10 protein-coding genes are annotated in these 12,444 nt (G+C 44.4%); 7 read left to right on the top strand and 3 right to left on the bottom strand.

Going from position 1 to position 12,444, the window contains the following annotated elements:
* Positions 1-2: 2 nt before the first annotated feature.
* Positions 3-1,136, bottom strand: coding sequence for a cysteine desulfurase family protein (locus tag ACED20_RS00095; protein WP_378103225.1), 1,134 nt, complete (start codon positions 1,134-1,136; stop codon positions 3-5).
* Positions 1,137-1,493: 357 nt separating this feature from the next.
* On the opposite strand from ACED20_RS00095, the gene ACED20_RS00100 reads away from it, so the two are divergent.
* From ACED20_RS00100 to ilvA, 7 genes are all read left to right on the top strand, one after another.
* Positions 1,494-2,090: a Crp/Fnr family transcriptional regulator gene (locus tag ACED20_RS00100; protein ID WP_294201914.1), complete on the top strand. Its 597-nt coding sequence runs from the start codon at positions 1,494-1,496 to the stop codon at positions 2,088-2,090.
* A gap of 388 nt (positions 2,091-2,478) precedes the next feature.
* Positions 2,479-3,381, top strand: coding sequence for a branched-chain amino acid transaminase (locus ACED20_RS00105; protein WP_294229543.1), 903 nt, complete (start codon positions 2,479-2,481; stop codon positions 3,379-3,381).
* Positions 3,374-5,056, top strand: a complete 1,683-nt coding sequence (ilvD, locus tag ACED20_RS00110; protein ID WP_294236803.1) for a dihydroxy-acid dehydratase — start codon at positions 3,374-3,376, stop codon at positions 5,054-5,056. The genes ACED20_RS00105 and ilvD overlap by 8 nt, the downstream gene beginning before the upstream one ends.
* A gap of 202 nt (positions 5,057-5,258) precedes the next feature.
* A complete protein-coding gene (ilvB, locus tag ACED20_RS00115; RefSeq protein WP_294236805.1) occupies positions 5,259-7,001 on the top strand; it encodes a biosynthetic-type acetolactate synthase large subunit in 1,743 nt (580 codons plus the stop codon).
* Between the two features lie 122 nt (positions 7,002-7,123).
* A complete protein-coding gene (gene ilvN / locus ACED20_RS00120; RefSeq protein WP_294203547.1) occupies positions 7,124-7,714 on the top strand; it encodes an acetolactate synthase small subunit in 591 nt (196 codons plus the stop codon).
* An 80-nt stretch (positions 7,715-7,794) separates the two neighbouring features.
* Entirely contained in the window at positions 7,795-9,276 is a 1,482-nt protein-coding gene (gene ilvC, locus ACED20_RS00125) for a ketol-acid reductoisomerase (RefSeq protein WP_294236808.1), read from the top strand.
* A gap of 11 nt (positions 9,277-9,287) precedes the next feature.
* Positions 9,288-10,550 carry a threonine ammonia-lyase IlvA gene (ilvA, locus tag ACED20_RS00130; RefSeq protein ID WP_294236810.1) on the top strand — a complete coding sequence of 421 codons (1,263 nt, stop codon included), beginning with the start codon at positions 9,288-9,290 and terminating at the stop codon, positions 10,548-10,550.
* Between the two features lie 370 nt (positions 10,551-10,920).
* Here the strand turns inward: ilvA and ACED20_RS00135 are convergent, their stop codons facing one another.
* Together ACED20_RS00135 and ACED20_RS00140 are read right to left on the bottom strand one after the other, a co-directional pair.
* Positions 10,921-11,688, bottom strand: coding sequence for a methyltransferase domain-containing protein (locus tag ACED20_RS00135; protein ID WP_295211897.1), 768 nt, complete (start codon positions 11,686-11,688; stop codon positions 10,921-10,923).
* Positions 11,689-11,963: 275 nt separating this feature from the next.
* Positions 11,964-12,434, bottom strand: coding sequence for an Lrp/AsnC family transcriptional regulator (locus ACED20_RS00140; RefSeq protein WP_378103226.1), 471 nt, complete (start codon positions 12,432-12,434; stop codon positions 11,964-11,966).
* Positions 12,435-12,444: the final 10 nt, after the last annotated feature.

Consider the following 12,444-nt stretch of genomic DNA (forward strand, 5'->3'; position numbering starts at 1 on the left):
TTTTACCTGAACTGCGCTACCAATTCCGAAATTCTCCTGACCACAACGTCAATTTCCTCTTTTGTATTATCTTTTCCCAGGCTGAACCTGATGGAGCACAAAGCATCCTCGTCATTTAATCCTAAACCTTTAAGCACATGCGACGGTTCGGTAGTTGCCGAAGAACAGGCCGATCCGCTGGATACTGAAATATGCTGTAAAGCCATAATCAGCTGTTCTGAGAATACATTTTTAAATACCACGTTCGTGGTATTGAAAATCCGGTGCCTGAGGGAGCCATTTACTGAGGTCCCGTCAATAGCCAGCAGTCTGTTTTCCAGTCTGTCACGGAGGTTTTTTACATAAGCGGCATGGTGATCCATGCTTTCTTTGGCTATTTCACATGCTTTCGCCATCCCGATAATTCCCGGCACATTCAAAGTGCCGCTTCGCCTGTTTTTCTGCTGTCCGCCGCCGGTGATCTGGGAACTCAAATACTTTTTTACGTCTTTCGAAACATACAGGGCACCGATGCCTTTCGGTCCGTAAAACTTATGAGCGGAAAAAGCCATCAGATCGATTCCCAACTCCTGGACATTTACCGGGATTTTTCCTACAGCCTGAGTGGCATCACACAATAAAAAAGCACCTTTAGCGTGTACGAGTTCGCTGATTTCTTTAATATACTGAATGGTTCCCGTTTCATTATTCACCAACATGACGCTGACAAGAAGGGTTTTACCTGTAATGGCCTGTTCAAGAAGGTCAAGATCAGCCAGCCCATCGTTTTGAACCGGAAGAATGGAGCAGTTTAAATGACTTTTTTCCGCATGATCTTTCACCGTATCCAGAACCGCTTTGTGTTCCGTACACAAAGTCACCAGATGATTTCTTTCGCCATGAGAAATCCCCCGAATGGCAAGATTGATGGATTCCGTTGCTCCGGAAGTAAATATAATCTCATTCGTACGGCATCCGATAAGATCGGCTACTTGTCTGAAGGCCTCTTCGATATATTCATCAACGGTAAGTCCCGCGAGATGGCTGCTACCGGGATTTTCGTAATGTTCCGTGAAGAAAGGAATCATAGCTTCCAATACGTTTCCGTCAAGTTTCGTGGTCGCGTTATGATCGAGATAAATATTGTGGGAAATCATATCAATATAAGGATTCGTTTCTGTTCATGAATTATAAATATACGGAATTCTTTTGGAAGAAGGATAAAAGCAATCGGGCTGGGCGAAGACACGATTTGTTTATTGAAAATAATCAGCATGGATCATCAAAAATATCCAGGAGCAAGGTAGCACCAATCCGTCTCCTTTTTTAAATCAGGAGGTTGATAAGAAACCAAAAAGTATACATTTTCTAATCAGTTTTTTGCTTCATTTCATGTAAAATATACCGATTATGGTTAGCTGATTATTCTTAATATCGTTAATTTTATTGCTTTAGATTGATAATATCAGGTAATTTTTTTAATTTTACCTAAAAAATACAGCAATAATCACTATATGATTATATCAGAAGAGATTTTATTTGAATACGGAGCCGTACTGCAGGATTTTATGCAGGATGAATATATCTTCAGGGAAGGAGGGCAGTCTCAATTTTATTTTCAGATAAGGACGGGCGTGGTAAAGCTCAATAATTTTTTTGAGGACGGTAAAGAATTCGTACACGGTTTTCCGTACGATGGGCATTGCTTTGGTGAAATCTATCTGCTGACGGAAAAGCAGTATGCCATGAACGCCATTGCCGTAACAGGCTGTACCATAATCAAACTGAATAAAACAGCATACCTGAAAATGGTTCATGAAAATCCACAGCTTTTTTTCAAAATCAACCGTTATACTGCGGAAAGGCTGCATTTCCGGTATCTGGTTTCCTCTTTCTTGGCCATTCTCGATCCCCAGATCAAGATCCAGAAGCTTCTTGACCATCTCAAAAGTTATTTCGGATATCAGGAAAAGTACAGCTTTCTCGTTCCCTTCACAAGATACCAGCTGGCATCCCTTACCGGAATGCGCGTAGAAACCCTCATCCGAACCGTAAAAAAAATGGAAAAACTGAACATTGTTAGGATTGATAACACGAAAATTTATTATTAAGGTTCTATAACGAAAAGATAGTCATCAAAATTCAGACATCGTAGTTTTTGTAAGTTCCATCTATTGAAAATCAATATTTTATATACAATAATTAAATTGATGAGTATCGTAAAATATATTGGTTTTTTACAATATTCTGTAGCTTAAACGAATAATTTTTGATGAAAATTTAAAATTTTTGAAAATTAATTATACATTTGTACCATAAATATAAAAAATGAACCACACGATTATCATTATTGTCATTTTTATCATTATCGGACTGCCGGTGATGAGTAATGGCTCGTGATAATTGTTGAAAAAATAACACAAACCATTCTCATCACGGGAATGGTTTTTTTTATTTCCTGAATGTAAAGAATAAATAAAATAAAAAAACCAGTACAACATGTATTACAATGATGACAGTGTTCTCTTTTTCGATGGAGAGTATGTAAAAGCAAAAGATGCAAAAACCGACTTATACGGGCAATCCTTACATTATGGCTATGCCGTGTTTGAGGGGATCAAATCTTATAAAACCGCAAACGGTACCCGGATTTTCAAAGCAGAAGAACATTACGACAGGCTCAGGAAATCAGCCGAAGCGATGATGATGCCTTTCAATTATTCCACGGAAGAAATGGTAGAAGCGACGTACAGACTGCTGGAAATGAACAAACTGGAAAATGCTTACATCCGTCCGATCGTGATCTGCTCGCCGAATATGGCATTATCCAAAGGGCAGAAAAGCTATCTTGTAATCGAAGTCTGGAATTGGGACAACGGCTATCTCGCCAACAAAATGAGGATCATGACCTCTTCTTTCCAACGTCCGAATCCAAAGGCTTTCAAAGTGGAAGCAAAGGTGAGCGGCCATTATGTAAACTCCATTCTGGCCTGCCAGGAAGCCAAGGACAAAGGCTTTGATGAAGCGCTGGTGCTGGACGAAAACGGGAATGTGGCGGAAAGCTCCGGAGCCAATGTATTTTACGAAAAAGACGGAAAACTGTTCACGCCGGCCAAAGGCAATATCCTTCCGGGAATCACACGGGCTACGGTCTTTCAGATATGTGATAACCTGGGAATACCGGCAGAGGAAAAATTCTTCAAACCGGAAGAAATGCAGGGTGCGGATGCCGGATTCTTCTGTGGGACCGCAGCTGAAATTGTCGCTTTGGATTCTTTAGACAATATCCCTTTTAAACTGGATTGGGAAAACAGCCTTTCCGCCAAAGTACAGCAGGCCTATCGCCATCTCGTGCTGGAAGAGGATTATGCTTACCTGAAAAACCAAGCCCTATATGTGTAATACGTTAAATAAATATTCAAAAACCCTGACAAAAGATCCTACCCAGCCGGCAACCCAGGCTATGTTCTACGGGATCGGATTTCAGGAGGAAGACTTCAATAAAGCACAAGTGGGCATCGCCAGCATGGGCTATGACGGGAATACCTGCAATATGCACCTCAACAGCCTGGCGGAAACCGTTAAACAGGGGGTAAAAGATCAAGATCTTGTAGGATTAATGTTCCATACCATCGGGATCAGTGACGGCATGACCAACGGTACCGACGGAATGCGCTATTCGCTGGTTAGCCGCGACATCATCGCCGACTCCATTGAAACCGTCTGCGCGGGACAGTATTATGACGGACTCATTACCGTCCCGGGCTGCGACAAAAATATGCCGGGTTCCCTGATCGCCATGGCAAGGCTGGACCGGCCTTCCATCATGGTCTACGGCGGAAGCATTGCCCCGGGACATTACAAAGGCGAAGACCTCAATATTGTTTCTGCTTTTGAAGCGTTGGGAAACAAAATTGCCGGCAAAATCTCCGAAGAGGACTTTCAGGGGGTGATAAAAAATTCATGTCCGAGCGCAGGAGCCTGTGGCGGAATGTACACCGCAAATACCATGGCTTCTGCCATCGAAGCATTGGGAATGAGCCTGCCGTATTCGTCCTCTTATCCCGCACTCAGCCGAGAAAAGAAAGAGGAATGTCGATTTGCCGGGCATTATATGAAAATCCTGCTGGAAAAAGACATCAAGCCTTCAGACATCATGACGCCGAAAGCCTTTGAAAATGCTCTCAGGCTGATCATGATCCTGGGTGGGAGTACCAATGCCGTTCTCCATTTTATTGCCATTGCAAAAGCGATCGGTTATGATCTGACCCTAGACGATTTTCAAAGGATCAGCGACGAAACCCCATTGCTGGCCGATCTGAAGCCCAGCGGAAAATACCTGATGGAAGACCTGCACAAAGTAGGCGGTGTTCCTGCGGTGATGAAATACCTGCTGGATCTGGGACTGCTTCATGGCGATTGCTTAACGGTTACGGGTAAAACGGTAGCTGAAAATTTAGAACACGTAACCTCAATCATCGACAGAGAGCAGAACATCATTCGCGATATTAAAGATCCGATCAAGGAAACCGGTCATATCCGGATCATGTACGGGAATCTTGCGGAAAAAGGTTCTGTAGCTAAAATTACTGGAAAAGAAGGCAACTATTTTAAGGGAACGGCCATTGTTTTTGACGGCGAGAAAGAATTTATCAAAGGCATCGAAGACCGTAAAATTAACGAAGGAAATGTAGTCGTGATTAAAAACGAAGGCCCGAAAGGCGCACCGGGAATGCCCGAAATGCTAAAACCGACCTCCGCACTAATGGGGTCAGATTTAGGTAAAAATGTAGCGCTGATTACCGACGGACGTTTTTCAGGCGGAACCCACGGCTTTGTTGTAGGCCATATCACGCCTGAAGCATTTTCCGGAGGGCTGATCGGACTTATTGAAGACGGTGATCTCATCGAGCTGGATGCCGAAAAAAATACCATCAATGCCTTATTATCCGATGAAGAAATTGCCCGGCGCAAAGCCGCTTTCTTACAGCCGGAATACAAAGTGAAAAAGGGAATCCTCTACAAATATGCCAAATCGGTTGCAGATGCTTCCCAAGGCTGTGTCACGGATCTGTAAATCTCGGATCTGTTATGTATTTGTGTTAAATAATATTCAGAATACAATGAAATATTGTTTTACCCTGTTAAATGAATGCTTTTGCCTGCCTAAAAATATGCACTCAGATCATCTAATCCTTTGTCTGTCGTTGCGATTAAATTAATAAAGCAAAAATTCAAAACTTATTTTATACAGGTTTATGATATAAAAAACAACAAAAATGAATACGATCCTATCAAAAAAAGAAAACAATAAAGTAACGCAACAGGAAACGGTAGAAATATCCGGTTCCAAAGCCCTTTTGGAAGCTTTGCTGGCGGAAGGCGTAAACACGGTTTTCGGATATCCCGGCGGGGCGATCATGCCGATTTATGATGCTTTGTATGATTATTCCGAACAGTTGAAGCACATCCTGGTCCGTCACGAGCAGGGTGCGATACATGCTGCCCAGGGATTTGCCCGCACTTCCGGAAAAACGGGTGTCGTGTTTGCAACCAGCGGTCCAGGTGCTACCAATCTTGTGACCGGACTGGCAGATGCAATGATCGACAGCAACCCGATAGTTTGTATCACGGGGCAGGTGTTTGCCTCGCTCCTGGGAACGGATGCCTTTCAGGAAACGGATGTCATTAACATCACCACACCGGTTACCAAATGGAATTACCAGGTGACCGATGCTACGGAAATCCCGGAAGCCATTGCCAAAGCTTTCCATATTGCGGCTGCCGGGCGGCCCGGCCCGGTTCTTATAGATATTACCAAAAACGCACAACTGCAGCTGTTTGAATACGCAGGATACAAGAAATGCAGCCATATCCGGAGCTACCGTCCCGAACCGGAAATCAGAAATGAATATGTAGAACGGGCAGCGGAACTGATCAACCAGGCCCAAAAACCTTTTGTGGTATTCGGTCAGGGGGTCATTTTAGGAAATGCAGAAGAGGAATTCAAGGCATTTATTGAAAAAGTTAATCTGCCGGCAGCGGCAACGGTCATGGGACTGAGTGCTTTGCCAACCGATCACCCACTGCATGTCGGGATGCTGGGAATGCACGGGAATTATGCCCCGAATGTCATGACCAATGAATGCGATGTGCTTATCGCGGTGGGGATGCGTTTCGATGATCGCGTAACGGGAAGGCTTGATAAATACGCCAAACAGGCGAAAGTAATCCATCTGGATATTGATCCTGCTGAAATCGATAAAAATGTGAAGACCACAGTTCCGGTCTGGGGCAATTGCAAAAAAACACTTCCGTTACTTACAGCGCTTCTTCAGGAAAATGATCACTCGGACTGGCTGCAGCAATTCCGCGAACTGGAAAAAGAAGAAATCAGGGAAGTTATTCAGAATGAACTGAACCCTGTTACCGATACGATGACCATGGGTGAAGTGATTAAAGTATTGAATGAGCTGACCAATGGTGATGCCATTATTGCCACCGACGTCGGTCAGCACCAGATGGTGTCGTGCCGTTATGCAGATTTCAACCATTCACGGTCCAGTGTGACGTCCGGCGGTCTTGGAACCATGGGATTCGGACTGCCTGCTGCCATCGGGGCATGGTATGGTGCACCGGAAAAAATCGTGGTGGCCATTATCGGTGACGGCGGCTTCCAGATGACGATTCAGGAACTGGGAACCATCATGCAGTTCGGTGCCAAAGTAAAGATCCTGATCCTCAACAATGAGTTCCTAGGAATGGTACGGCAATGGCAGCAGCTGTTCCACGACCGGCGGTATTCCTTTGTCAATATTACCAGCCCCGATTTCGTAGCCGTAGCAAAAGGATATTATATCGAAGGACAAAAAATATCGGAGCGTAAAGATCTGAAAACGGCTATGGAAACCATGCTCAGTCATGATGGAGCCTACCTGCTGGAAGTGATGGTCGGAAAAGAGAATAATGTATTCCCGATGGTCACGCAAGGTTCATCCGTCTCAGAAATCCGCTTAAAGTAAGGCTCCCGGGAAAGTAATTAATCATTAAGGCATTGAGAAACATTCAGGTAATCCATTTAAAACAAAAATTTTTATATCTGAATCTCAACCTAAGCTTTAATCTCATCTTAAATCAATCATTCATGGAAAAGAAAGAATTTACCATCACCTTATATACCGAAAACTCCGTCGGACTGATCGGCCGGATCGCCGGAATTTTTTCGCGCAGGAAAATCAACATTGAAAGTCTGAATACTTCACCTTCCGAAGTGGAAGGCATCCATCGGTTTACTTTGGTCATTACCGAAAATGAAGACATCGTCAGAAAACTTTGCCGTCAGCTGGAAAAGCAGATCGATGTCCTGAAATCCTATTACAATACCGATGACGAGATCGTATGGCAGGAACAGGCCCTGTACAAAGTTCCGGCAGATGTTGTCACGGAAAAAGTCTATGTAGAAAGGCTGCTCCGGCAGTACGGGGCTTCTACGGTGGTTATCCGCCAGGATTATATTGTTTTTGAAACCGCGGGACACCGGGAAGAAATCGACCGGCTGACCGAAGAACTCAATAAATACGGGCTTATCGAATTCGTACGCGGAGCCCGGATTGCCATCATTAAAAACAGTGCAGGGATCCATGAAAAGGTGCTTCAGTTTGAAAACCGGGAACCTTCTCCGCATATCGTAGAAAACCAATATCTCGATCAGCGGGACAATGTTTTTACCATGTAAAAAAGATCACAAACTTTGTCAAAGTTAAAATCTTTGACAAAGTTATTTCATCAATCATCATTTATCAATCATCATCAGATATGTCAAATTACTTCAATACCTTATCACTCAGAGAACAGCTTCACCAGTTAGGTCAGGCGGAATTTATGGACAATTCGGAATTTTCCGAGGGCGTTTCAGCGTTACAAGGAAAAAAAATCGTCATTGTAGGCTGTGGCGCACAGGGACTCAATCAGGGGCTGAACCTCAGGGACAGCGGGCTGGATGTTTCTTACGCATTACGGCAGGAAGCCATTGATCAGAAAAGGGATTCCTGGAAAAACGCTACCGAAAACGGTTTTCCGGTGGGAGCGTATGAAGAACTGATTCCCACGGCAGACCTGGTGATCAATCTTACACCGGATAAACAGCATACTGCCGTAATCAACGCCGTTCAGCCTTTAATGAAAGAAGGTGCCACGTTGTCATACTCCCACGGTTTCAATATCGTGGAAGAAGGCATGCAGATCCGCAAAGACCTGACGGTCATTATGGTGGCCCCAAAATGCCCCGGTTCCGAAGTCCGCGCCGAATACCTGCGGGGTTTCGGGGTTCCGACGCTCATTGCCGTACATCCGGAAAATGATCCGCAGGGAAAAGGCTGGGAACAGGCCAAAGCCTACTGTGCGGGAACCGGCGGCCATAAAGCGGGAGTTTTGAAATCTTCTTTCGTGGCAGAAGTAAAATCTGACCTGATGGGAGAGCAGACAATCCTGTGCGGACTCCTGCAAACCGGCTCCATCCTTTCTTTCGACAAAATGGTGGAAAAGGGAATCGATGCAGGGTACGCTTCCAGACTCGTGCAGTACGGCGTTGAGGTAATTACCGAAGCCCTGAAGCACGGTGGTGTCAGCGGAATGCTCGACAGGCTGTCCAATCCTGCCAAGCTGAAAGCCTTTGAACTTTCGGAAGAGCTGAAAGACATTATGCGTCCGCTGTTCAGGAAACATCAGGATGATATTATGTCAGGGGAGTTCTCCGGAACGATGATGGAAGACTGGGCGAATGATGATGCCAATCTGTTGAAATGGCGCGCGGAAACCGGGGAAACTGCTTTTGAAAGAACACCGGCTGGCGATATAAAAATCTCTGAACAGGAATATTTCGACCATTACCTGCTGATGCCAGCCTTTATCCGAGCCGGAGTGGAACTGGCTTTTGAAACCATGGTGGAAGCGGGGATCAAACCGGAATCCGCTTATTACGAATCTCTGCATGAAGCGCCGCTGATCGCAAATACCATTGCCCGGAAAAAGCTGTTCGAAATGAACCGGGTAATTTCCGATACGGCGGAATATGGCTGCTATCTTTTCGACCAGGCCTGCAAACCGTTGCTCGCAGATTTTATGAAGAAAGTCGATACGGATGTGGCGGGGAAAAATTTCAATGAAGGAAAGGATGGCACGGTAGACAACGCACAGTTGGTACACGTAAACGAAGTGTTGAGAAACCATCCGGTAGAAGTCGTAGGCAGAAAACTGCGCCAGGCTATGACGGCCATGAAATCCATCAAAACCGTTTAAAATAACAGAAAATGAGTGAGACGGCTACATTTCCCACGCTGGAAGCAGTAAAGAAAGCCCGGAAAAGCATAGAAAGCGTTGTCAATTATACGCCGCTGCAATACAGCCAGCGGCTGTCGGAGAAATTCGGGGCCCGTATTTTCCTGAAAAGGGAAGACCTGCAGCCGGTACGTTCTTACAAGCTGCGGGGCGCCTACAATAAGATCAACAGCCTTTTTCTGGAAGGAAAAACTTCAGATGGTATCGTCTGTGCCAGCGCTGGGAACCATGCCCAGGGGGTTGCTTTTTCCTGTCGCCAGCTCGGTATCAGGGGAACCATCTTTATGCCGGTTACCACGCCAAGGCAAAAGCTGGAGCAGGTAGAAATGTTCGGAGGAAACGCCGTGGAGGTAAGGCTGACCGGAGACACTTTCGACGCTTCAAAAGCAGCAGCCCTTGAATTTGCAGCCCTTTCCGGTGCGGCTTTTATTCATCCCTTCGATGATGTCCGTATTATTGAAGGGCAGGCGACCCTGGCGTTGGAAATCCTCGAACAGCAGCAGGAGAAGATCGATTTTGTATTCATTCCGATCGGTGGCGGTGGATTGGCTTCCGGGATTGCTACGGTATTTAAGGCGCTTTCTCCGGAAACTCTGCTTGTCGGTACCGAGCCTAAAGGAGCTGCTTCCATGAAAGCTTCCCTGTTCAATAATGCCAATACGGAACTTCCGGAAATTGATGGCTTCGTGGATGGAGCTGCAGTAAAAAGGGTAGGAGACCTGAATTTCGAGATCTGCAAGGATGCGCTTTACGACTGTATCGCGGTGGATGAAGGCCGGGTTTGTGATACGATCCTCCAGCTGTATAACAAAGATGCCATTGTGCTGGAACCTGCCGGTGCCCTGTCGATTTCCGCCTTGGATCAGTACAGGGATCAGATCAAAGGTAAAAACGTGGTCTGCATCGTAAGCGGCAGCAACAATGATATTACCCGGATGGAAGAGATCAAGGAACGGGCGTTGCTGTACAAAGGGCTGAAGCATTATTTTATGGTTAAATTTCCGCAACGTCCCGGTGCCCTCAAGGATTTTGTGCTGAACGTCCTCGGTTCCGATGACGACATTACCCATTTTGAATATACCAAAAAAAATTCGCGGGAAACCGCCCTGGCCGTTGTCGGTATCGAACTTTCCGATCCTTCCGGCTTCAGCGGCCTCAGAACCCGGATGCAAGAGCTGGGCTATTTCGAATCCTACCTCAACGACAACCCTGATGTGCTGAATATGCTGGTTTGAAACGGAAGTTACGGGCTGGATGGAGAAAGCGGGAGACCGTAAGTTTTTTTAAGCTTAACTGCTTTGACAAACTCAGCTTGCAAATTAAGGAATGGTTAAACTAAAATCGATGCGTTTTAATTTCTATAAAAATTAAAACAACATATTGCATTTCAACTTTGTCAAAGTTTTTCAAAATCTATTTCAAATTAACAATTTATTAAAATTAAAACCATTAGTATGAGCAATGTCATCCTGAGCCTGTCAAAGGATTGCGCAACACGATACATTGCTTATTTTTTATAAGATATGATGCAATGTCCACTTTATTTAATTAATCACAATGACTTATGGTAAAGATCGATTTCACAAGTCCTGAATCGCTTTTCACCTACATCTTTCGTCCATATATTAAAATTCTTTTAAAAGAATAAATCGCCGGGAGCTTCGGAAACGCTTTTGCAATCCTCCTGTTGAATTCGGTGGTGAAAATGGTTTTCTGATCTTCGGTAAGCCTTTCCAGGTAAGGAATTAATGCCGATCCTGAAATAAAATTAAACAGGGTTTTGTGCTCCTCTGCGATGAGGGGATATACTTTCTGAAATAAATTGAGTTCTCCGATGCCGTTATCAAAAAGGATCCGGGCGTATTCATCCAGGGTTAAAACCGGAGAATGGAGGTTCCAGCCATTCAATTGGCTGCTGAAAGGCTCTTCCGATGCGAGACCGGATAAAATCTGATTCAGGACATTCCCTGGCTGATAGGGCATTTGCACCGCCAGCTGACCTCCCGGATTTAATTTTGAAATCAGTTTCGGGAATAATTCTTCATGACGGTCAGACCACTGCAATGCGGCATTGCTGAAGATGAGGTCCCAGCGTTCGTCACTTTCCAGAATTTCTTCCGTAGTCATTTGTTTAAAGTGAAGCCTTTCATGCTGAAAATTCCCTGCTTTTTCGAGCATCTCCGGCGAAGAATCGATTCCGGTGAAATTTGATTCCGGAAATTTTTCGGCAAGAATGGCCGTTTGTTCACCCGTCCCGCATCCCAGGTCGATCGCTTTCATCGATTGGTCATCCGCAATGAGATCTGCAAGATCAAAGAACGGCTGAAAACGGATATTTTTAAACTGGTTGTAAATCTCGGGATTCCACGGCATGGCTGAATTATTTTGGCTGAATTAAGGTACGGATTTAAATGGAATAAAAAGTCCGGAATGTTTCCTGATTAATAATTTAATTAGTTTAACGTGAATTTGATAATATGTAATTTGTTTCTAGTAATTAAAAAAATTAAAGAATAACAGGAATTTTAAATGAGATTGACTTAAAGAGAAACTTCCATCATCCAGCTTCCCTTCTTCCAGCCTTTTAAACCTTGTTTTTACGCCGGGTTCACGTTAATTTATAATGTTTAAGTATATTAAAAATGCCTTTACAAAATCTGCGAACTTTCCTTAATGCTGTTCATCACAAAAATACTTTTCGTCTGGCCGATGCCTTCGATTTCGGATAAAGTATTGACGAAAAATTCGTGGAATTTATCCATATTCGGGGCCAGTATTTTCAGCATGAAATCGAAATCTCCGCTGATGTTGTAAAATTCCACCACTTCTTTCAGTTTACTTACTTCTGCGATGAAATGTCCTGCGGTTTTTTTGTTATGAACATTCAGGGCGATCATGCAGATCACCATCATCCCTTTGTTTACCTTTTTCCGGTCGACCAAGGCTGTATATTCCCTTATGATGCCCAGCTTTTCCATTCTCTTGATCCGTTCATGGGTTGGAGTAGGGCTGAGGTTAATCCTTGCGGCAATATCACGGACGCTCAGCTTTGCATCTTTCTGTAAAATCCGGAGTATGGAAAGGTCTTTTTCATCGACGGTATATTGTTCTGCGGCCATTTGTTCTTTT

It is taken from the genome of Chryseobacterium sp. sg2396, assembly GCF_042610505.1.
Classification (GTDB): domain Bacteria; phylum Bacteroidota; class Bacteroidia; order Flavobacteriales; family Weeksellaceae; genus Chryseobacterium.

Excerpts from the sequence above, each read along its gene's own strand:
- ACED20_RS00095 (WP_378103225.1), bottom strand. The coding sequence starts at position 1,136 with ATGATTTCCCACAATATTTATCTCGATCATAACGCGACCACGAAACTT.
- ACED20_RS00100 (WP_294201914.1), top strand. The coding sequence starts at position 1,494 with ATGATTATATCAGAAGAGATTTTATTTGAATACGGAGCCGTACTGCAG.
- ACED20_RS00105 (WP_294229543.1), top strand. The coding sequence starts at position 2,479 with ATGTATTACAATGATGACAGTGTTCTCTTTTTCGATGGAGAGTATGTA.
- ilvD (WP_294236803.1), top strand. The coding sequence starts at position 3,374 with ATGTGTAATACGTTAAATAAATATTCAAAAACCCTGACAAAAGATCCT.
- ilvB (WP_294236805.1), top strand. The coding sequence starts at position 5,259 with ATGAATACGATCCTATCAAAAAAAGAAAACAATAAAGTAACGCAACAG.
- ilvN (WP_294203547.1), top strand. The coding sequence starts at position 7,124 with ATGGAAAAGAAAGAATTTACCATCACCTTATATACCGAAAACTCCGTC.
- ilvC (WP_294236808.1), top strand. The coding sequence starts at position 7,795 with ATGTCAAATTACTTCAATACCTTATCACTCAGAGAACAGCTTCACCAG.
- ilvA (WP_294236810.1), top strand. The coding sequence starts at position 9,288 with ATGAGTGAGACGGCTACATTTCCCACGCTGGAAGCAGTAAAGAAAGCC.
- ACED20_RS00135 (WP_295211897.1), bottom strand. The coding sequence starts at position 11,688 with ATGCCGTGGAATCCCGAGATTTACAACCAGTTTAAAAATATCCGTTTT.
- ACED20_RS00140 (WP_378103226.1), bottom strand. The coding sequence starts at position 12,434 with ATGGCCGCAGAACAATATACCGTCGATGAAAAAGACCTTTCCATACTC.